The sequence below is a fragment of the Fulvivirga sp. genome, assembly GCF_040218215.1.
Lineage (GTDB): Bacteria > Bacteroidota > Bacteroidia > Cytophagales > Cyclobacteriaceae > Fulvivirga.
The window spans coordinates 1-22,176 of record NZ_JAVJQL010000013.1 but is presented as its reverse complement, the minus strand read 5'-3'; the positions used below and the strand labels follow the sequence as shown (position 1 = coordinate 22,176).

General features: G+C 37.3%; 16 protein-coding genes, 1 tRNA gene and 1 riboswitch. Of the genes, 15 read left to right on the top strand and 2 right to left on the bottom strand.

The window, feature by feature from the left end:
- Nucleotides 1–100 precede the first annotated feature (100 nt).
- Nucleotides 101–205: riboswitch (SAM riboswitch) on the top strand.
- Between the two features lie 121 nt (nt 206–326).
- A complete protein-coding gene (locus RIB54_RS07195) occupies nt 327–1,502 on the top strand; it encodes a trans-sulfuration enzyme family protein (protein WP_350100091.1) in 1,176 nt (391 codons plus the stop codon).
- Nucleotides 1,502–4,906, top strand: a complete 3,405-nt coding sequence (gene thrA, locus RIB54_RS07190) for a bifunctional aspartate kinase/homoserine dehydrogenase I (RefSeq protein WP_350100089.1) — start codon at nt 1,502–1,504, stop codon at nt 4,904–4,906. Before RIB54_RS07195 ends, thrA begins: the two co-directional genes overlap by 1 nt.
- Nucleotides 4,907–4,916: 10 nt before the next feature.
- Here the strand turns inward: thrA and RIB54_RS07185 are convergent.
- A tRNA-Arg gene (locus RIB54_RS07185) sits at nt 4,917–4,988 on the bottom strand.
- Nucleotides 4,989–5,066: 78 nt separating this feature from the next.
- Nucleotides 5,067–6,245 (bottom strand): GTPase HflX, encoded by a 1,179-nt coding sequence (hflX, locus tag RIB54_RS07180; RefSeq protein ID WP_350100087.1) that lies wholly within the window; start codon nt 6,243–6,245, stop codon nt 5,067–5,069.
- Nucleotides 6,246–6,429: 184 nt separating this feature from the next.
- Here hflX and RIB54_RS07175 point away from each other — a divergent pair, with 184 nt between their 5' ends.
- The 13 genes from RIB54_RS07175 (at nt 6,430) to RIB54_RS07115 (ending at nt 22,040) form a co-directional block, all read left to right on the top strand.
- Nucleotides 6,430–7,536 carry a glycosyltransferase family 4 protein gene (locus tag RIB54_RS07175; RefSeq protein WP_350068044.1) on the top strand — a complete coding sequence of 369 codons (1,107 nt, stop codon included), beginning with the start codon at nt 6,430–6,432 and terminating at the stop codon, nt 7,534–7,536.
- A gap of 86 nt (nt 7,537–7,622) precedes the next feature.
- Nucleotides 7,623–8,372, top strand: a complete 750-nt coding sequence (locus RIB54_RS07170) for a polysaccharide biosynthesis/export family protein (protein WP_350100085.1) — start codon at nt 7,623–7,625, stop codon at nt 8,370–8,372.
- A gap of 1 nt (nt 8,373) precedes the next feature.
- Nucleotides 8,374–10,707 (top strand): GumC family protein, encoded by a 2,334-nt coding sequence (locus RIB54_RS07165; RefSeq protein ID WP_350100083.1) that lies wholly within the window; start codon nt 8,374–8,376, stop codon nt 10,705–10,707.
- Nucleotides 10,707–11,435, top strand: a complete 729-nt coding sequence (locus tag RIB54_RS07160; protein WP_350068041.1) for a tyrosine-protein phosphatase — start codon at nt 10,707–10,709, stop codon at nt 11,433–11,435. Before RIB54_RS07165 ends, RIB54_RS07160 begins: the two co-directional genes overlap by 1 nt.
- Nucleotides 11,432–12,421: an NAD-dependent epimerase/dehydratase family protein gene (locus tag RIB54_RS07155; RefSeq protein ID WP_350100081.1), complete on the top strand. Its 990-nt coding sequence runs from the start codon at nt 11,432–11,434 to the stop codon at nt 12,419–12,421. Before RIB54_RS07160 ends, RIB54_RS07155 begins: the two co-directional genes overlap by 4 nt.
- 58 nt (nt 12,422–12,479) lie before the next feature.
- Complete coding sequence (locus RIB54_RS07150) at nt 12,480–13,886, top strand: tetratricopeptide repeat protein (protein WP_350068038.1); 1,407 nt, start codon at nt 12,480–12,482, stop codon at nt 13,884–13,886.
- Nucleotides 13,886–14,659 carry a phosphosulfolactate synthase gene (locus tag RIB54_RS07145; protein ID WP_350100079.1) on the top strand — a complete coding sequence of 258 codons (774 nt, stop codon included), beginning with the start codon at nt 13,886–13,888 and terminating at the stop codon, nt 14,657–14,659. Before RIB54_RS07150 ends, RIB54_RS07145 begins: the two co-directional genes overlap by 1 nt.
- Before the next feature lie 8 nt (nt 14,660–14,667).
- Nucleotides 14,668–15,609 (top strand): polyprenyl-phosphate transporter, encoded by a 942-nt coding sequence (locus RIB54_RS07140; RefSeq protein ID WP_350100077.1) that lies wholly within the window; start codon nt 14,668–14,670, stop codon nt 15,607–15,609.
- Nucleotides 15,606–16,340: a shikimate dehydrogenase family protein gene (locus RIB54_RS07135; protein WP_350100075.1), complete on the top strand. Its 735-nt coding sequence runs from the start codon at nt 15,606–15,608 to the stop codon at nt 16,338–16,340. Before RIB54_RS07140 ends, RIB54_RS07135 begins: the two co-directional genes overlap by 4 nt.
- 3 nt (nt 16,341–16,343) lie before the next feature.
- Entirely contained in the window at nt 16,344–18,365 is a 2,022-nt protein-coding gene (gene uvrB, locus RIB54_RS07130) for an excinuclease ABC subunit UvrB (protein ID WP_350100073.1), read from the top strand.
- Nucleotides 18,366–18,420: 55 nt separating this feature from the next.
- The gene (locus tag RIB54_RS07125; RefSeq protein ID WP_350100071.1) at nt 18,421–19,860 is read left to right on the top strand and encodes a S1C family serine protease; all 1,440 of its coding nucleotides are present in this window, start codon (nt 18,421–18,423) and stop codon (nt 19,858–19,860) included.
- A 111-nt stretch (nt 19,861–19,971) separates the two neighbouring features.
- A complete protein-coding gene (amaB, locus tag RIB54_RS07120; RefSeq protein WP_350100069.1) occupies nt 19,972–21,516 on the top strand; it encodes an L-piperidine-6-carboxylate dehydrogenase in 1,545 nt (514 codons plus the stop codon).
- A 113-nt stretch (nt 21,517–21,629) separates the two neighbouring features.
- Nucleotides 21,630–22,040: a response regulator gene (locus RIB54_RS07115; RefSeq protein ID WP_350068025.1), complete on the top strand. Its 411-nt coding sequence runs from the start codon at nt 21,630–21,632 to the stop codon at nt 22,038–22,040.
- The last annotated feature ends 136 nt before the right edge of the window (nt 22,041–22,176 follow it).

Sequence of the window (22,176 nt, the reverse complement as noted above, 5' to 3'; positions counted from 1 at the left end):
CGTTCGGATTATTGAATCGCAATTAACTTTTAGTTATTTAATGGGAAATGAGAAAAACAGCCATATATTTGCATCGTTCTAACAAAACGTTCATTTACATAACTTATCGAGAAAGGTGGAGGGATTGGCCCTTTGAAACCTTAGCAACCCTTAGTCATTAAGAAGGTGCTAATTCCAATTGCAAACTATGCAATAGAGATAAGTCAGAAGAATTTTCCGATACTCTTTTGGCCTATCAATCAAAGGCCTGTCTTACGAAACTTTTCATGATGATTTATTAAATGCTAATGGAATATCCGTGAGGATTTCAATTAATATTTTCTATTATGAAAAGAGACAAATTTGAAACACTAGCAATACGCACTCAGATGGAAAAGACTGCTCAAAAAGAGCACTCCGCACCTATCTACATGACATCGAGCTTTACTTTTGATTCAGCTGAGCATGGTGCACAGCTATTTAATAATGAGGTTGAAGGAAATTTATATTCAAGATTTTCCAACCCTAATACAGATGAGTTTATTGACAAACTCTGCCTTTTGGAAGAATGTGAAGCTGGCGTAGCTACCGCCTCGGGCATGGCTGCAGTGTTTAATAGTATGGCCGCACTTTTAAAGTCAGGTGACCACATTGTTTCTTCAGGGGCAATTTTTGGTAATTCCAGATATGTGCTGACCAATGTGTTTCCCAACATGGGCATTGAGCACACTTTTGTGGATGTTGATGATAATGAATCTTACAAAAAGGCCATTCGCCCAAACACTAGAATGATTTATGTGGAAACGCCATCAAATCCAACCTTGAAATCAGCGGATTTGGAATTCATCGGTGACCTCTGCAAAGAAAATGATATCATATTCTCTGTAGATAACTGTTTTGCAACTCCATACCTTCAGAAACCAGTTCATTACAAAGCCGACTTAGTTATACACTCTGCCACCAAATATATTGACGGGCAAGGCAGGGTTTTAGGAGGAGCAATTCTCGGAAGTGAAGAGTATGTGAAAATATGTTACGACTACATCCGTAGAACAGGAGCCAGTTTATCCCCATTTAATGCCTGGGTGCTTTCAAAGAGTTTAGAGACGCTTGCCGTGCGAATGGACAGGCACTGCGATAATGCCTCTGCTCTTGCCGATTTTTTATCAGGTCATGAGGCTATTGAAGTAGTAGTTTATCCACACCACGAATCCTATCCTCAATATGATTTGGCCAAAAAGCAAATGACCAAAGGTGGTGGACTTGTAGGGTGCGTAATTAAAGGAGGTCTTGAGCGAGGCACTAAATTTTTAAACTCGTTAAATATGCTCTCGTTGACAGCTAATCTTGGTGACACACGAAGTATTGCTACACACCCCTCTTCTACTACTCACTCAAAAATGAGCTTAGAGGATCAGTTAAAAGTAGGCATAACACCAGGTTTTTTACGTTTTTCAGTAGGGTTGGAACATATCGATGATATTATCTCAGATATTGACCAGGCACTAACAAAGTCTAAATAATGCAAGAACTTCAGTATTACAATTTTGAAAATCCATTTGAATTGGAAAATGGAAAGGTTATTAATAACCTCAAACTAGCATACCACACATTCGGTGATAGAAATGCTGATGGCTCAAATGTTATTTGGGTTTTTCATTCAATTTCTGCGAATACCGATGTGCTAGATTGGTGGCCTAAGTTATTTGGCGATGGCGGGTTTTATGACCCTAAAGACTATTTTATAATCTGTGCGAACTCAATAGGCTCCCCATATGGCAGCACAAAACCAACCGACTTGGATTTTCCTCAATTTTCAGTCCGTGATGTTGTAAAATCTCAGCAGCTTCTTGCTGAACATTTGGATATACATAAAATCCATACAGCCATTGGTGGTTCATTTGGTGGCAATCAGGCATTGGAATTCAGCTATTCTTTCAAAGGCACAATTGACCACTTAATTCTTGTGGCATCATGCTCCAAAGAATCTGCCTGGGGTATTGCCGTACATGAGTCTCAGCGAATAGCTATGCAGTCAGACCCAAGTTTTGGTACTGAAGACGGTGGTGTGGCAGGTATGAAAGCAGCCAGATCAATGGCACTATTAACATACAGAACATCCAATGCTTTTATAAATACCCAAACCGATATTGAGGAAAAAGTAGATGATTTTAAATCATCTAGCTATATGCAATATCAGGGCGAAAAATTTGTAAACAGGTTTAATGCACTTTGCTATTACTACTTAACAAAATGTCTTGACAGTCACCATATTGGCAGAAACAGAGGTGGCGAAGTGAAGGCCTTGAGTGAGATACAAATTCCAACCCTTATTATCGGAATAAGCTCAGACACATTGATTCCTGTTCGTTTTCAAAGGTTCATGGCGGAGCATATTCCCAATTCAAGCTTTCAGGAAATTGAGTCTGAATTTGGCCATGATGGCTTCCTCATAGAAACAGATCAGATCATTAATAAAATCAAAGGTTTTTATGACACATTAAATTATGGTAAAAGCCAGGAAAGGACAGTATTGAAGTTTGGTGGAAAGTCCTTAAAAAATGGTTCTACTTTGAATAATGTGCTGGAGATTATAAAAAGCGAATCCAATAGTAAAAGCCTGGCTGTTGTAGTTTCGGCAAGAGGAGAAAGTACTGACTTGTTGCAAAGTATATATCAGCAAGCAGCTAGTGGAAAGGACTATTCCCAAAGCTTAGAATCCTTCTTTGAGCTACAAAAATTAGAGGATGTAGATTTCAATTTTGACAGCGAAAAAACTGAGTTAGAGGATTTCCTAAAAGCACTTAGTATTATTAAAATCCCTTCTAATGCAATAAGGGATAAAATACTGTCCTTCGGAGAAATTATTAGTGCCAAGGCAATAGCATACGCTTTAAAAAAAATAGGAGTAAATGCTGGCTTTGTTGATGCCAGGGATTTACTTGAGGCAGAAGTGGTTGATGGCAATGCTGAAATAGACTTTTTCAACTCAAGAAAAAATGTAGCTGAATATTTTTCTAAAATAAAGCCCTCGTTTATACCAGTAATTACCGGTTTCATTGCTAAAAACAAAAAAGGTGAAACCATTACACTCGGTAGAAATGGAAGCAACTATACTGCAACAATAATAGCCAGCTTTATAAAAGCAGCAGAAGTGCAAAACTGGACAGACATTGATGGTATCTATAGTGCCAGCCCAAAATATGTAAGTAATGCTGTAAAACTGGAACATATTAGCTATAAGGAAGCCAATGAGCTGGCCAACTTTGGAGCTAATATTCTACACCCAAAAACAATTCTGCCGCTATTGTATAATGACATTCCTCTTATTATAAGAAACACAAACACACCCGCTAACACCGGAACATTAATTGATAAAAACGGATCAGGAAAAGGAATAAAAGCAGTTTCTGCTGTTGAAAATGTCTCTTTGGTGAGTATTGAAGGCAAGGGAATGTTGGGGAAAGTAGGTATAGATGCACGGATTTTCAATGCCTTAAGCAAAGATGAAATTAGCGTGAGACTAATCTCTCAGGCATCATCAGAAAGAGGTATTGGATTCATCATTGATACTGAAAATGCCACCAATGCCGAATTAGCTTTGAATAAGGAGTTTCAGGTTGAATTAGAAACTGGTGAAATATCTTCCATAAGAGTCAATAGTGATATGGCCATAATTGCCATTGTTGGTAGACATAATTTCGCTTTAGAAAAAGCAATTCAAGGACTTCGGAGAAATAAAATCTGGATGCACCTGATTAGTAATAGTATCAGCGGAGAACACATTTCACTGGTCATTGATAGTAAAAGGCTTAAAAAAGCCATGAATGTGGTGCATAATCAGGTATTCGGAGCCATAAAGACACTTAACCTTTTTGCCATTGGTAAAGGAACCGTTGGTGGTAAGCTTATTGATCAAATCTTGGAAACCAAGGAATCGATGATTGATCAGCGTGGTTTGAAGATCAATGTTATCGGGGTGGTTGATAGTCAGAGGTATATCATCAATGAAAATGGGCTATCTACCAACTGGAGAGAAGAGCTAAAGAACTCTCAGCACTCTAATAACTTCAATGAAATATTAAAGAACCTGAGCGAAACTGGTCTTGAAAATATCGTGATAGCTGATAATACATCAAGTCTGGAAGTGGCAAACCTCTACCCAACTTTTATGCGATATGGCATTGACATTGTTGCTTCAAATAAGAAGGCAAATTCCATCGACTACAGTTTTTACAAAGAGCTGCGTTCAGATTTAAAAAAGAGGGCCAGACATTTCTTTTATGAGACTAATGTCGGAGCCGGCTTACCTATTATTGATACACTCAAGCACCTACATAACTCATCGGATCAGGTAACAAGGATAAAAGGGGTGTTCAGCGGTTCTTTAAGCTATATTTTTAATGAGTATTCTGTATCAAACAAAGATTTTAGCAAAGTTTTAGAAGAAGCAAAGTCCAAAGGTTTTACGGAGCCTGATCCCAGAGAAGATCTTAGCGGTATGGACGTGGCAAGAAAGCTTTTGATATTGGCCAGGGAAGTGGGTATGACTTGTGAATTTGAGGATGTAGAAATTGGAAGCCTTATCCCAGATGAGCTAAGCAATGCCAATGATTATGTAGCCTTTATTGGCCAAAAAGAGATTCTTGATCAGCACTATGAAGAGATAAAGAACGGGCTTGAGACTGACGAAGTACTAAGGTATGTTGGCGATTTAGATACAACTGCAGGAACTTTAAAGGTTTCATTGATGAAGGCCTCTAAAAATTCACCTTTAGGAAATATAAAAAATGCAGACTCTATTTTTGAAATCTATACCAAGGGTTATGGAGAACAGCCTATGGTTATTCAAGGTGCAGGTGCAGGTGCAGAAGTTACTGCCAGAGGGGTGTATTCAGATTTGCTAAGAATCGGGTCTCAGGTATGATAAGATTAAGTGGCCTCTCCAGGAATCGAACCTGGATCTAAAGTTTAGGAAACTTCTATTCTATCCGTTGAACTAAGAGGCCATAATCAGCCTGTCACACAGGCAAAAATTTTAAAGTCCACAAAAATACATAAATCAAATAAAATATCGATTATTTGACTCAATAGTACTGATCTTTCAGATAATTAGGAAAAATCTGTAGGTGCCTTTTCTTTGCTTTTCTATAAATCTTATCTCTTAACTCATCAATATTTGTTTTTTGCTCTGCCGAGACAAACACCACATCCTTATCCTTATCTTCCAACTGTTTATAAAATGCATTGATACCCGCTAGCAGCTCATCCGAATTTTCTTCCTTTTGCAAAAGATCCACTTTGTTAAAGATGTAAATGGTTGGTTTTTCAGAAGCACCAATATCCTTTAATGTTTCCCTAACCACTTCTATATGATCCTCATAAGCCGGGTGAGCCACATCAACCACATGTAACAATATATCTGCCTCTTTAACTTCAGCCAATGTCGATTTGAAAGACTCAATTAAATGGTGGGGAAGTTTTCTAATGAACCCTACTGTATCCGAAAGTAAAAAGGGTATCATATTTAATACTACTTTTCTCACAGTTGCATCGACTGTTGCAAAAAGTTTATTCTCAGCTTTTACATTACTTTTTGATAGCAATGTCATAAGGGTTGATTTACCCGCATTAGTATATCCAACCAATGCCACACGTACAACACTGCCTCTTGACTTCCTTTGGACTTCATTTTGTTTCTCTATTTTCTCGAGCTTGCCTTTAAGAACAGATATTTGATTTCTAATATTCCTTTTATCAGTCTCTATCTCTTTCTCTCCTGCTCCACCACGGGTTCCTGTTCCACCTCTTTGTCGTTCAAGGTGAGTCCACATTCTGGTAAGTCTTGGCAGTAGATATTGGTTTCTCGCCAACTCAACCTGCGTTTTGGCCTGTGCTGTTTGAGCTCTTAAAAGAAAGATATCAAGTATTAACAAACTCCTGTCATAAATCTTAACTTCCAAATCTTTTTCCAGATTTCTTAATTGAGATGGTGTAAGGTCGTCATCAAAAATTACAGCTTTAATTTCCTGATCAATAATGTAAGCCTTAATTTCTTCTAGCTTTCCCTTACCAACAAAAGATCGAACATCCGGTTTATCCAGCTTTTGTTTAAAAATCTTAACTGTCTTAATACCAGCGGTTTTAGCCAAAAACTCCAGTTCAGCAAGATGCTCATCCACAATACTCTCATGAACTTGCTTCTCACTGACCGCAACTAATATTGCTTTTTCCTTTTTTAATTTTGTTTTATGGGTATTCTTCATAAAATGCAACGCATTCAAGATAAATTACATGTAATATTTAACCCCAACTTAATACTAGACAGGTTACTTTTTCATAAATTTGACAATTAAGCAAAAGTTGGTTGTGGTAATATTCACTTTGCAAAGATGTTCGAAGTTATCCACAATTCATCTTAAATGATTTAAAACATTAGAGTTGGCCTGTATGAAGATTGCAATAGTTTTAAATACCTCATGGAATGTCTACAATTTCAGAATGGGGTTAATCAAAGCCTTGCAAGAAGAAAATCACCAAGTGGTTGTAATTGCCCCAAGAGATGAGTATTCTGATAAAATTATTGCTCAAGGATGTGAATTTCACGAACTAACCATGGATAGCCGTGGTGCTAACGCACTTAAGGATCTTGGGTTAGTATTTGAGTTAATTAAAATTTATAAGCGGGTGAAGCCTGATGTAGCCTTACATTATACAATCAAACCTAATATTTATGGTTCCATTGCCTGCAGATGGCTTAATATACCAGCTGTAAATAATGTCTGTGGCCTTGGTACTGTTTTTCTTAAAAAGAATTTCGTTTCAAAAGTAGCATCTTGGATGTATAGGGTTAGTTTCAAGTATCCTAAGAAGGTGTTCTTCCAAAACAAAAATGACAAAAGGCTTTTTATAAAAAATGGTCTTGTTGATGAGAAAATAGCCGATATACTTCCTGGTTCGGGTATAGACCTCTCCAGATTTGTGCAAAGTGACTTTAAAAGAAATGATAAGTTCACTTTCCTTCTAATCTCACGATTGATCCATGATAAAGGAATTCTGGAATATATTGAGGCCATAAGACTTTTGAAAGCTAAAGGCATGGATGCTAAATTCCAGATTTTAGGTGCAAAGGATACCGAGCATAAAAGAGGTATTAAAGAAGAAATTATTGATGAATGGATTTCATCAAATACTATTGAGTATTTAGGTAAAGTTGAAGATGTAAGGGAATTTATAAACAATGCTGATTGCGTGGTTTTGCCATCCTATAGAGAGGGCACTCCAAAAAGTCTTCTTGAGGCAGCCAGCTCTGGCAAACCGATTGTAACTACCGATGTGCCAGGTTGTAGGGATGTTGTTGATCATCAGATAAATGGTCTGTTGTGCAAAATGAAAGACCCAGAAGACCTGGCAAAAAAGCTGGAAATTATGGCCTCTTTTAATGATGATGAGCTCAAAAGTCTTGGATTGAACGGCCGTAAGAAGGTTGAAAATCAGTTTGATGAGAAGATTGTGATCAAAAAATATCTCAATACCATCCAAGAATTATTATCCTAAATATTTTTCTGCCAACGTTTGACGTACTACTTTAGTATAACTTCACCTAGTTGGAGATGCTAAACAAATATTTTTTAGACTGTGTTATGCTAAATAATTGGTTGAAAATAACCGTGCTTGCCTTGTTGCTTTCCGCCTGTAGTTCCTATAAGCAAAACATTCTGTTTAAATCTGATCAATTAACTGGCCCAGATCCCAAAAAACTAGAACTCAACAGCAATAGAATCATTGAAATTGGCGATTATCTTACATTGGAAGTATTCACTAAAAATGGTGAAAAAATAATAGATCCTGATTTCCAACTCGCAAATACTAACATTAACTCAGAAAGGTTAAGGCCCAAATTAAAGTACTTGGTTCGCAATGATGGCTTTGTAAAAGCCCCTATGGTAGGAGAAGTTGAACTTCAAGGAAAGACATTACATGAAGCTGAAGAGATTCTTCAAAAGGAATATGAGAAGTTTTACAAAAGTTCTTTCGTTAATATAAACTTCCTAAACAAAAGAGTAATTGTTCTTGGATCTGCCGGAGGCCAAGTTATTCCGTTAGAAAATGAAAATACCACTCTTGTTGAAGTTATAGCTCTAAGTGGTGGCATAGATAATTATGGAAAAGGGCACAATATCAGAATATTAAGGGATAATGCTGCCTTTGTAGTTGATCTTACGACCATCGAGGGCTATCAATCTGGTAATATTATGATGGAGCCTGGTGATGTGGTTTATATTGAGCCGGTAAGAAGACCTTTTTCAGAATTTATAAGAGAGAATGGTCAAGTAATATCGATTTTCACAAGCTTAGTTTCTTTAGTTGCTGTTTTAATAAGTGTCAGGTAACATGGAAAATAGCAACGCATCCAGCTATGACGGCATAGATATAGACAAGGGACTTGATGTCCTTAGGAAAAGCGTTTTCTGGATTTTATTTATCTTTTTCATCACAAACTTAACGGCTTATTTATTTATCAGATGGACAAAACCACTTTATGAATCAAGCTCAGAACTAAAATTAGATGTTGAGACCAATGCCTCTGAATTAGGATTAACAACCCTCGGTGAAAATCAAAATTTAAACATTATTTCTGGCGAAATTGAGCTTATCAGATCAAAATTATTCTTCAATAAAGTAATTGAGAATTTCGATTTGGACATTTCATACTATACTATCGGGAATGTTTTGGATGATGAGAAATACAAGACCTCACCTTTTGTGGTAGAATACGATTTGAAGAACAATTCAGTACTTGATAAAAAAATATTCGTTGACCTTATAGATGAAAAATCTTATAGAATAAACTTCAATAATAACCAGGGCGAAGGCGAAATGTATCAATTTGGGCAGCCAGTGATGACTGAAGATGTTGAATTTGTAGTTTTTGCTACAGAATATCTGGATCCTAAGGCCTTCAGCCAACACTATTTCATCTTAAATAGTGACGAGGCACTAATTAGATATTTGGAAAATAACCTAACTGTTGTTCCGCTTAACCTTAATGCAAATACCATTAGAATTACTCTTAGTGACTACAATGCGTTAAAAGCACGCGATCTGGTCAATGCTATTGATAGCATTTACTTAAGTTATAGCCAAGAGGAAAAAAACAGGGAAAATATTCAGAAAATAAACTGGCTTAATAACGAATTAAAAAACATAGAAAATCAACTTGAAGGTTTTGAAGATTACTTTGAAAACTTCACTATAGAGAATAGAACTAACAACCTTGATGCAGACTTAGAGCGGACAATCAAATTTATAAATGAAATTGATTCGCAACGGTATGAAATCACCAAGATGACAGCAAATGCAACTGCCATTTTGAAAAGTCTGGAAAATAATATGCTTGACGTTATTGCTGAAATCAACCCAGTTCAATTTCCAAAATTCATTTCAGAATCAATTGAAAGTCTAATTAAGCTTTCCGCAGAAAGAGATAAGCTGAAGCTTTCTTATACTGAATCCACTTTTGCACTTACGAGCATAGAAGAAGAAATCAATAACATAAAAAGCAACCTGATCAATCAAATAAAGTCTTTAATAAGTAAATACGATGCAGATTTGAAGGATCTGCAAAACCAAAAAGCAAGACTTCAAAAGAATTTTGTTGAGCTCCCAGGCAAGAGTACTGAATACAATAAAAATCAGCGTTATTTTGAGCTATATGAAGAGTTCTATCTTTCATTAATGCAAAGCAAAGCTGAATATCAAATAGCTCAGGCAGGTACTACCACTCAATTCAAAATATTATCAAGTGCTACTTTGGGTAAAACACCAATATCTCCTGACAAGCTAATTATTCATGGAATTGGTCTTGTTGCAGGTCTTGTATTCAGCTTTTTCTTTGTAGGAATCAGGTACCTTCTTCATAATAAAATCTCAACAATTCATGAATTAGAGAAATTATCTAATGCACCTATTCTCGGCCATGTTCCGGAAGAAAAAGAAAAACTTGAAAACACTGCCTTAGTTGTGGATAAAAAACCAAAGTCAGCAGTGAGTGAGTCCCTTAGATCAATAAGAACAAACATAGATTTTATGGTTCCTAAAACACCCCAGAAAGTGATATCTGTTACTTCTACGGTTGGTGGAGAGGGAAAAACCTTTGTCGCTGTCAATCTGGGAGCCATTATAGCACTATCAAAAAAGAAGGTTATTGTTCTTGATTTGGACATGCGAAAACCCCGCGTTCATATGTCCTTTGGAAATGAAAACCCTAACCAGGGAATAAGTACAATCCTAATTAATAAACACACTTATTCAGAGTGTATCACTAAGTCAAGGATTGAGGGTTTAGATTATATTAGTGCCGGACCAACGCCTCCAAACCCATCAGAATTATTATTAAATGGGGAATTTGATACGCTATTGATGAAGCTAAAAACTGAATACGATGTTGTCATTCTAGACACACCTCCTGTCGGTTTGGTTACCGATGGTATACTGGCCATGAAAAAAGCTGACTTAGCAATGTATATTGTAAGAGCTAATTACTCGCAAACAGCATTTATGAAAACCCTGAATAGGCTTATTTCAGTTAACCAATTCAAAAATATAGCCGTTGTTTTAAATGCATTACCTCTATTGCGCTCCGGAAATTATGGCTATGGTTATGGTTATTATGAAGACCAATCAGATAAACCTCAATCGCTGATTAAGAAATTGATCAAGAAATAGTGTTTAACATATTCAAAAAAAAAGAAGTTGCAATTCCAGAATTAGGAGTTGATCTGCACTCTCACTTATTACCTGGTGTAGATGATGGTGTTCAATCATTTGATGAATCACTTGATTTACTAAAGAGATTTGAAGCTATTGGATATAAAAAGGTGATAACATCACCTCATATTATGAGCGACTTCTACGATAACAAGGAGTCTGACCTAAAAAGAATTCATGAATCCTTAAAAGAGAAAATTAAAGAGAATCAAATCAATATTTCATTAGAACTTGCTGCAGAGTATTATTTAGATGATCAATTAATTGAGCGTTTATCAAATAAGGAGGAAGAATTTCTAACTTTTGGCAATAACTATCTTCTGTTTGAAACATCTTTTATGAATGAACCTTTATACTTGAAGGAGTTTATTTTCAAAGCAAAATCCATTGGCATCAACCCTGTGCTAGCTCATCCAGAGAGATACTCCTACCTTCAAAACAATTCTGTGCTTTTGGAAGATTTAATTAACAGGCAAGTGCTCTTTCAAATTAATATCAACTCGCTATCAGGTTATTATTCAAAACCTATAAAGATTTTTGCTCAAAAATTAATTGATGCCAAAGTGGTCCACTTTATAGGTAGTGACTGTCACAATCATAAACACTTTGAGGTACTTGAGTCCTCTCGAAAAACAAAGTATTTTAGAAAAGCTTTAGAGCTACCTTTATTAAATTACGAACTATGATTTTTGTAACCGGAGCAAACGGACTTTTAGGAAGTCATATTTGTAAGTCACTAATTGATGAAGGACACAGCGTTAAAGCCCTAATTAGAGAAGGTAGCAAAACTTTCTTGTTAGACGGCTATCTTGACAAACTTAAAGTTGTAAATGGAGATATTCTAAACCCTGAATCATTTGCTGATGATTTAACAAATGTGAAATCAATAATTCATTGCGCAGCCGTGGTCTCATTTCATCAAACAGATAAGGCTTTGATGAATAAGGTGAATGTTGAAGGGACTGCCAATATGGTAAACTTAGCCTTGGATAAAAACATTGAGTACTTCCTGCAAATAAGCTCAGTAGCTGCATTAGGAAGGTTAACAGGGTTTGGTACTGTTACCGAGGATAATAAATGGCAAGAATCAAAATGGAATAGCAATTATGCTACCTCTAAATATTATGCTGAACTAGAGGTCTGGCGTGGCATAGAAGAAGGCTTAACTGCCGCAATGATTAACCCATCTGTAATTTTGGCTCCTGGAGTTGGCGCAAAAAGTAGTAGCCAGCTATTTAGCTATGTCTGGAAAGAAAGCACTTTTTACCCTATGGGGAAAGTCAACTATGTTGATGTAAGGGATGTTTGCAAGGCTGCGCTTCAATGCCTGAAACTAAAGAAAACAAAAGAGCGATATATTGTTAATGGTGGCATAACCACATACAAAGAACTTTTTGATTTGATCGCTAAGGGTTTCGGAAAGAAACCTCCTCACATCAAATCAAACTCATTTCTACTTAAAATTGGAATGTTCTTAGACAAACTGAGATCACTAATTACTGGAAAGAAAACTATCATCACCACCGAAACAGCCAGACTTACCAAAAGCGAGATTTATTTTGATAACACAAAAGCTAAAAACGAATTAAATATTAACTTTGCAGACTTGTCAGATTCCATAGAATGGACATGCTCGAAAATTAAAGAGCAAAAATCAAAACTTTACAACTAATGAAGTATAAATGAAAATATTTTTTCGTTATATTCATTAAACTTTCTCTATACGCTCAATGGCTAAAAACTTCAAGAAGAAAAAAGAAGTAGACGAACTAATCAAGCGCTTCGAAGAACATCAAAAAAACAAGGCCAGCCACTTTTTCGAACTAGACGGATTTGAAAATATAATTGCTCATTATCAAGACATGGGCAAATATGGGCAAGCTCTAGTTGCTGCAAATATGGCTGAAGAGCAGTACCCCTTTTCTACAGAACTTTTGATTATAAAAGCTCAAATACTGAGCAATATGGAAAAGTTTGAAGAAGCATTGGATCAATTAAATAAGGCAGAAGCATACCAGCCTAATGATGGTGAGATCTATCTCATGAAAGGATCCATATTATCTCTTACCGGAGAATATGATGAGGCCATTGAGAGTTATCAACAAGCATTGGTTTTTGCTGAAGAAAAAGACGAAGCATACTATAGCTTAGGATTAGTCTATCAGAGCATGGAGCAATTTGATGAAGCTATAGATGCGTATAAAAATGCAATAGAAGAAAATATTTACCACGATGGGGCATTGTATGAACTTGCCTATTGCCTTGATGTATGTGGTGAGTTGGAAAGCAGCATAGCTTATTACAAACAATTCATAGATGCAGACCCATACTCGCAGGCAGCCTGGTATAATTTAGGTATAGTTTATAACAAGTTAGGTCAATATGACGAGGCCATTTCGTCCTATGAATATGCTATTGCTATTGAAGAAAACTTTGCTTCAGCTTACTATAACATGGGCAACACCTACCTTCAAATGAAGGCCTATAGTAAGGCACTCGATTCATATAAATCAACAATTGATATTGAAGGCCCAAGTGCTGAAGTATACTGCCAAATGGCCACCACTTACGAGGGAATGGAGCAACATGAACTTGGTTTAAAATATTTTCAAAAAGCCACCAAGTTAGATAATCTGTATGATGAAGCTTGGTATGGGGCTGGAAAATGCCTTGAAAAACAACAGAAATGGTATCAATCGCTACATTTCTTCAATAAGGCACTTAAGCTTGACTATGAAAATCCAATATATTGGAAATCAGTGGCTAAGGCTGAGTTTAATATTGGTAATATCATCTCTAGTATAGATGCTTACCAAGAAGCAAGTATGCTTAGCCCTGAAGATAAAGAAATCTGGCTCGATTGGTCATTTATATATTATGATCAGGGCGAATACGAAAAAGCTATTGACCTGATGATCAATGGTTTAGAGGAACTTCCTGATGAATCAGACTACTTCTATAGAATCACTGCATACCTTATTGCAGCAGGTAAATACAAGGAAGCCTTTAATTATTTAGAAAATGCTCTAATTTTGGACTTCGATAATCATGAGGTGCTGTTTGAATTTTTCCCTCAACTGGAAACCCAAAAGGCATTGTACAAAATAATTGAACAATTTAGAAAAGAAAATTCCTAATGAATTACAGTTTGAATAACATTCCTGAGCGTACCAAAAAGCCCAGGCAGTTTGGCTTTACTATGGCTATGGACAAAGGCCTAAGTGTAAGAGAAGTTGAAGATTTTATCAGTGTTAGTGGAGAATATGTTGATATTGTAAAACTGGGTTGGGGCACGTCATTTGTAACGCCTAACCTTAAAGATAAACTTAAGGTATACAAGGAAGCAGGTATACCAGTCTATTTTGGTGGCACTCTTTTCGAAGCATTCATAGTTAGAAATCAGTTTGACGACTACCGCAAGGTTCTGGATAAATATGACTTAGCATATGCTGAAGTATCTGACGGTTCAATAGAACTCGATCATGACAAGAAATGTGATTACATTAGCAAGCTGTCTGATCAGGTGACCGTCCTTTCTGAGGTTGGATCAAAAGATGAAGAAAAAATTATCCCTCCTTACCAATGGATTAGCTTAATGCAAGCTGAACTTGATGCAGGAGCATGGAAAGTGATTGGAGAAGCACGCGAAGGAGGTAATGTAGGCCTTTTCCGTAGCACTGGCGAGGTACGGTCCGGTCTCGTTCAGGAAATCTTGACAAAGATACCCTTTGAGAAGATTATCTGGGAGGCTCCTATAAAAGCTCAGCAAGTATGGTTTATCAAACTACTGGGAGCCAATGTAAACATGGGTAATATAGCACCCAATGAAGTAATTCCTTTGGAGACAATAAGACTTGGTTTAAGAGGTGATACCTTCAGCCATTTTTTAAATACTACTACTGAAAATTAATTTCACGTATGGGCCGCTTTAAAAATCAGATTTTAACCTATCTGAAAGGTATTGCCATGGGTGGGGCTGATGTGGTTCCTGGTGTTTCTGGCGGCACAGTTGCATTCATTACAGGAATTTATACTGAGCTACTTGATTCCATAAAAAGCTGTGATTTGGAAGCCTTGAAATTACTCTCAAAGTTTCAATTTAAGGCACTTTGGAAAAAAGTTAATGGGGCATTCCTATTACCACTGTTTTTAGGAATACTTACAAGTTTATTGACGCTGTCCAAAGTAATAAAACACTTATTGGAGGCCGAACCAATATCCTTATGGTCATTTTTCTTCGGATTGATAATAATATCTTCTATTCTGGTGCTCAGGGAAATTAAACAATGGAAGGCAACAACGCTAATACCAATGGTTATTGGTATTGGCATAGCCTACTTTATAACCGTAACCACTCCAACTCAGACCACAGAAGCTCTATGGTTTGTTTTCATCTCTGGATGCATCGCCATTTGCGCCATGATACTCCCTGGAATTTCAGGAGCGTTTATTCTTCTTATTTTGGGCAAGTATGAATTTATACTTAATGCTGTTACCGAGCGTGACTTTTTAGTCATTGGTGTTTTTGCCTTAGGATGTATTGTAGGATTGCTTTCTTTTGCAAGAGGTGTATCATGGCTTTTAAGAAATTATCACGATATAGCCGTTGCTTTGCTCTCTGGATTTATGATTGGTTCATTGAACAAAGTGTGGCCATGGAAAATAGCTCTAGGCTTCAGAATTAATAGTGAAGGAAAGCAAGTTCCAACCATTACTGAGAACGTGCTCCCAGGTGAATATCTAAGACAAACAGGTGAATATCCCCTATTATTACAGGCCATTCTTTTTATGGCTTTAGGTGTTTTTATCGTAGTATTGATTGAGAAAATAGCACATTACAGAGCAAAACCGCATCAATGAAAAAATTTGGCCTAATAGGAAAGAAACTCTCGCACTCTTTTTCACAGGCCTATTTTTCCAAAAAATTTAAAGAATTAAACCTTACGGAGTATTACTATGATCTGTATGAACTTCCTTCAATTAGTCTTATTGAAGAGGTTTTTGAAGATGAATCACTAATTGGCTTAAACGTAACGGTTCCATACAAACAGGAAGTTATACCTTATTTAGACAACCTTGATCAATCTGCCCAGCGCATAGGTGCAGTAAACGTGATAAAGGTAAATGAAGATGGTTCAAAAAAAGGGTATAACTCCGACTACTATGGATTTAAACAGTCACTGACAAATTGGCTTCCGGAAAATTATAAGATAAAAGCACTAATACTTGGATCTGGAGGAGCTTCAAAAGCTGTAAAAGTAGCATTGGAAGACTTGGATATCGAACATAAAATTGTATCGAGGTCTCCTCAAGGAAATGAAATTACATATTCTGAATTAAATCAGGCTTTTTCGCAATATCAACTTGTTATAAATACCAGTCCATTAGGTATGTCTCCAGATATTCATTCATCTCCTGACATTCCTTATGAACTTTTAAATTCTAATTACTATTTATATGATTTGGTGTATAATCCAGAAACCACTGAGTTTTTAAAGAAAGGGTTAGATCGAGGAGCACACATCAAGAATGGACTTGAAATGTTACATCTTCAGGCTGAAGAATCATGGTCAATATGGAATAGCAACTAAAGAATGGAATATAATTTACAAAGCGAGTATGTACCTACGGGGGACCAACCTAAAGCAATTGAGCAATTGGTTGACGGAATCAATAGTGGCGAACAAAATCAAACACTATTAGGAGCCACAGGCACTGGTAAAACCTTTACCATGGCCAATGTTATTGCTCAAACAGGGAAACCAACCCTGGTGTTAAGCCATAACAAAACCCTCGCAGCACAGCTTTATGGAGAGTTCAAAAAATTCTTTCCAGAAAATGCGGTTGAGTACTTTATCTCCTATTACGACTATTACCAGCCTGAGGCCTTCATTCCAAATTCCAACTTATACATTGAAAAGGACCTCTCTATAAACGAAGAAATTGAAAAACTCAGACTAAGTGCCACCTCTGCGCTTTTAACAGGCAGACGGGATATTATTGTGGTTGCTTCGGTGTCATGCATCTATGGTATTGGTAATCCTGAAGAGTTTGGGAAAAATGTTATTAAGCTTAGGGTTGGCGAATCAATTCCCCGAAACAAACTTTTATTCGCCCTGGTTGACATCCTATATAGCCGAACGGAAGCTGAGTTTAAAAGAGGGAATTTTAGGGTTAAAGGAGACACTGTTGATATTTTTATTGCTTATGGGGATTTTGCCTATCGTATTATTTTCTGGGGCGATGAAATAGAAGCTATACAACAGATTGACCCGCAAAGTGGAAAAAAACTCTCAGATGAGCAGGCTATAACCATTTTCCCTGCTAACCTATTTGTTACGGGCAAAGACTCTCTTCATACCGCCATATCCGAGATTCAAGACGAACTGGTTGCCCAACTCAACTTCTTTGAATCGGAAAAAAGACACCTCGAAGCCAAAAGGCTAAAAGAGCGAACAGAGTTTGATATGGAAATGATGAGAGAACTTGGGTACTGTTCTGGTGTCGAAAATTACTCAAGGTACTTCGACCGAAGAAAGGCTGGAGCAAGGCCCTTCTGCTTACTTGACTACTTCCCTGATGATTACCTGATGATCGTTGATGAAAGCCATGTAACACTTCCCCAGGTGCGCGCCATGTGGGGTGGTGACAGGTCACGTAAAGTCAATCTGGTTGATTATGGTTTTAGGCTTCCCTCGGCACTCGATAACAGGCCTTTGACTTTCAATGAATTTGAAGGTTTGTTAAATCAGGCAGTATATGTGAGTGCTACTCCCGCGGAATATGAGCTAAGAAAATCTGAAGGCGTAATTGTAGAACAAGTCATTCGCCCAACTGGCCTTTTAGACCCTATCATTGAAGTAAGACCAAGCCATAATCAGATTGATGATCTTTTGGAAGAAATAGATGAAAGGATCAAGAAGGAGGAGCGTGTGCTAATCACTACGCTCACCAAGCGCATGGCAGAAGAGCTCACAAAGTACCTTGAAAGGGTGAATGTCAAATGTCGCTACATTCATAGCGAAGTGGATACCCTTGATAGGGTTGAGATATTGAGAGAGCTTAGACTTGGTGTATTTGATGTCTTGGTAGGTGTTAACTTATTAAGGGAAGGTCTGGATTTACCTGAGGTGTCCCTAGTGGCTATTATAGATGCAGATAAGGAAGGATTCTTGAGAAATGAGCGCTCACTTGTTCAAACTATAGGAAGAGCCGCCAGAAATGCCAACGGTATGGTGATCATGTATGCCGATAAGGTTACTGGATCAATGCAACTTGCCATTGATGAAACCAATAGAAGGCGCAGTCTTCAAATGGCCTACAATGAGAAGCACGGCATTACCCCAACTACTATTCTAAGATCAAAAGAGTCAATATTAGGACAGACTAAAGTTGCAGATAGAAAAAAATCATCAGTCAATTATTACATTGAAGATGAGCAATCTATTGCTGCCGATCCGGTTGTAGCCTACATGGACAAATCAGGGCTTGAAAAAATGATTGTTAAAACCCAAAAAGCGATGGAGAAAGCAGCAAAAGAATTAAACTTTATGGAAGCCGCACAGTTGCGTGACGAAATGCTGGAATTGAAAAAACTTTATGAAGAAAAACAGTAGTTTTCAAACTCACGTCCATTTGCTGCGTTAAAAAGTAAATCCTAGAGACTTTGTTATGAGTAAACGTTCACTTTTTGTTATAGTATTGAGCTCTTCCGCACTGGGAGCTATCTTTTCAGCTGTGCTAATTTTATCCTATTTTGAAAATAGCCGAGGCTATAATTACAACTCAATTTCAGAAAGGCAAAAGGCCAATATTACAAAGACCAACTATATTGACACCACTTCTATAATTCCGGAAGGGCTAAATTTTATAAGTGCAGCCACCAAGGTTACAGAGGCCGTAGTTCATATCAGATCGGTTTATTCTGGTGGGGGCACAACATTTAATGCATTGGAAGGGTATTTTAGAGGGCCTGCTCAATCTTCTGGGTCTGGGGTAATATTGTCTGACGATGGGTTTATTGTAACCAATTATCATGTGATAGAAAATGCCAGTGAAATAGAAGTGGTTTTGTCTGATAACAGAAGCTATTTTGGCAAACTTGTAGGCACGGATCCCACCACAGATCTGGCACTATTAAAAATAGAAGCCTTTGATCTGCCTTTTGTGTCATATGGTAATTCTGATAGAATTTTACCGGGTGAGTGGGTTTTGGCAATTGGCAACCCCTTTGACCTAAATTCCACAGTAACCGCAGGTATTGTTAGTGCCAAAGCCAGAAACATTGGCATTCTCAGAGATAGAAATAATTTACAGATTGAATCATTTATTCAAACCGATGCAGCAGTTAACCCTGGCAATAGTGGTGGTGCACTTGTAAACCTTAGGGGTGAATTAATCGGGATTAATACTGCCATAGCCACTCCTAACGGTAGTTATGCAGGTTATTCTTTTGCCGTACCAGTTACTTTGGTTAAAAAAGTAATGGATGACCTTCTGGAGTTTGGAAAAGTACAACGAGGGCTCCTTGGAATTAGAATTGGCGATGTAAACGCCCGGCTGGCGGAAGCTCAAGGATTGAGTGTTGTCAATGGTGTTTTTGTAAGTTATGTCAATGACAACAGCTCAGCAGAAGCAGCGGGACTTGAGCAAGGTGATGTTATTATCGGCATCAATGATCAGGCTATCACTAACGTTTCTGAACTGCAGGAAATGGTAGCTAGAAATAGACCTGGTGATGAGATCAGTGTGACATATTTAAGAAATGGCACAGAAAGTAAAGTAACTGCTACTTTGAGAAATACTGAAGGGACAACAGAAATGGTTAGAAATGTATATGATAATCAAATCGAGGGAGCGGTGTTTGAAGATGCCGATAACGATGATATGACAAGGTATGACCTAAAAGGTGGTGTAAAATCAATTAGAGTTGAGGAAGGCAAATGGAAAGAGTCAGGATTAAAAGAAGGTTTTATCATTACCAAAATTGATAAAGTAGATATTATAGACTTGGAAGACCTGCATCTTGTTTTAAAAAATAAAAGTGGCGGAATATTGGTTGAAGGCATTGATGGAGATGGGAATAAAGGTGTCTTGGGACTAGACTGGTGAAAATGAAATTCAAACGTTTGAAAGGGAGCTAATGCTCCCTTTTTTATTGCAGTTTATTACACCCTTTAAGAGAACATTCAATAGTTTTGCAGCCTATTAAATAATATAAAAATGAACAACAATTTCGGCATTCAAGAGGCTTTACAGCAATTAGGAATAAAAGAAGTAAATTCTGGTACTTCAACTGGCAGCAAATGGCTTTCCAATGATGGAGAAGTAATATCATCATACTCTCCAGTAGATGGTCAACTTATTGGTAAAATACATGCCACTACCGCAAGCCAGTATGAGCAAGTGGTACAATCTGCCGCTGAAGCATTTAAAACCTGGAGGTTAATGCCGGCACCAAAACGTGGAGAAATTGTTCGTCAAATTGGTGAAGAGCTAAGAAAATATAAAGAGTCGTTAGGAAAACTTGTTTCTTACGAAATGGGCAAATCATACCAGGAAGGACTTGGCGAAGTTCAGGAGATGATTGACATCTGCGACTTTGCGGTTGGTTTATCAAGACAGCTACATGGTCTAACTATGCACTCTGAAAGACCCAATCATAGAATGTATGAGCAATACCACCCACTTGGAATTGTAGGTATAATTTCAGCATTTAACTTCCCTGTAGCGGTATGGTCATGGAACGCAATGCTTGCCTGGGTGTGCGGAGATGTTTGTATCTGGAAGGCTTCAGAAAAAACACCATTGTGTAGCGTTGCATGTCAGAATATAATCAATAACATATTCAGCAAAAACAATGTGCCAGAAGGTGTTTCCTGCATCGTAAATGGTGATTACAAAATTGGTGAGCTAATGACCTCTGACAAGAGAGTACCGTTGGTATCTGCAACAGGTTCTATAAGAATGGGTAAAAAAGTTGGGGCAGCTGTAGGCGCAAGACTTGGCCGCGCATTATTAGAACTTGGAGGTAACAATGCCATCATCATTTCTGAAAATGCCGATCTTAATGTTGCCATTACAGGAGCTTTATTTGGTGCAGTTGGTACTTGCGGACAAAGGTGTACATCTACAAGAAGGCTTATCATTCATGAAAGTAAGTATGAAGAGGTTAAGAATAAGCTCGCTTCTGCATACAAGCAGTTAAGAATTGGCAATCCTTTGGATGAAAATAATCATGTGGGACCTTTGATTGATAAAGATGCCGTTGCCATGTATCAAAATGCCATTGAAGAGATTGAAAAACAAGGTGGTAAAGTGCTCGTTGAAGGTGGAGTGTTAACCGGGGAAGAATACGAATCTGGCTGTTATGTTAAGCCAGTTATTGCAGAAGCATCTAACGAGCTTCAGATTGTACAGGAAGAAACCTTTGCCCCTATCCTCTACCTAATGAAATACAAGGAGCTGGATGAGGCTATTGCAATACAAAATGGTGTTGTTCAGGGGCTTTCGTCAGCAATTATGACTACAAACATGCGTGAGGCTGAGAACTTCCTTTCTCATGCTGGTTCTGACTGTGGTATTGCCAATGTTAACATCGGTACTTCCGGTGCTGAGATTGGTGGCGCTTTCGGTGGAGAAAAGGAAACTGGTGGCGGCAGGGAATCTGGTTCTGATGCGTGGAAAGTCTACATGCGCAGACAAACTAACACCATTAACTACGGAAAAGACCTTCCTTTGGCTCAAGGAATAAAATTTGATTTATAAGCAATATAAGAAACCATAATATTATCGGCACTTTTACTCTAAAGTGTCGATAATATTATTTTGTAAAACCTATTTTAAAAACTATATTTAGCTTTCCCTAAATGTAGTAATAAATGGCAACGAAAAAATATCACTCTGTAATGCTAATTGATGATAATGAGATTGATAATCTTATTAATCAAAAGATGATTGAAGCAGCAGATATTGCAGAACACATTTATACTCACACCGGAGCTAAAAGTGCCATTGAATTTTTAAAGAACGTAAGTAAGCTTCCAGATATCTCTAAGGAAGTACTTCCAGATGTTATATTTCTGGATATTGATATGCCTTTAATGGATGGATTTCAGTTTCTTGATGAATTTGAAAAACTGTCTGAGCAAACAAGAAATAAGTGTAAAGTAGTAATGCTAACATCCTCGATTAACCCTCAAGATGTGAACAAATCTAAAAAGTATAGTTATGTGAAGGAGTATATTAATAAGCCTCTTTCTCAAGGTAGCCTTGAAAAGCTAGAAGTTTAGGTAATGGTGCCAAAAATGGTTGGTGATTTTTAGTGGATCATTGTATTATTTTGTGATTGTAAATCTGAAGAGGAAGTAGGCTCTGCTGAGGAGCAACCTGCCAGCAATAGGACTTACCAAGTGGAATGAACCTCTC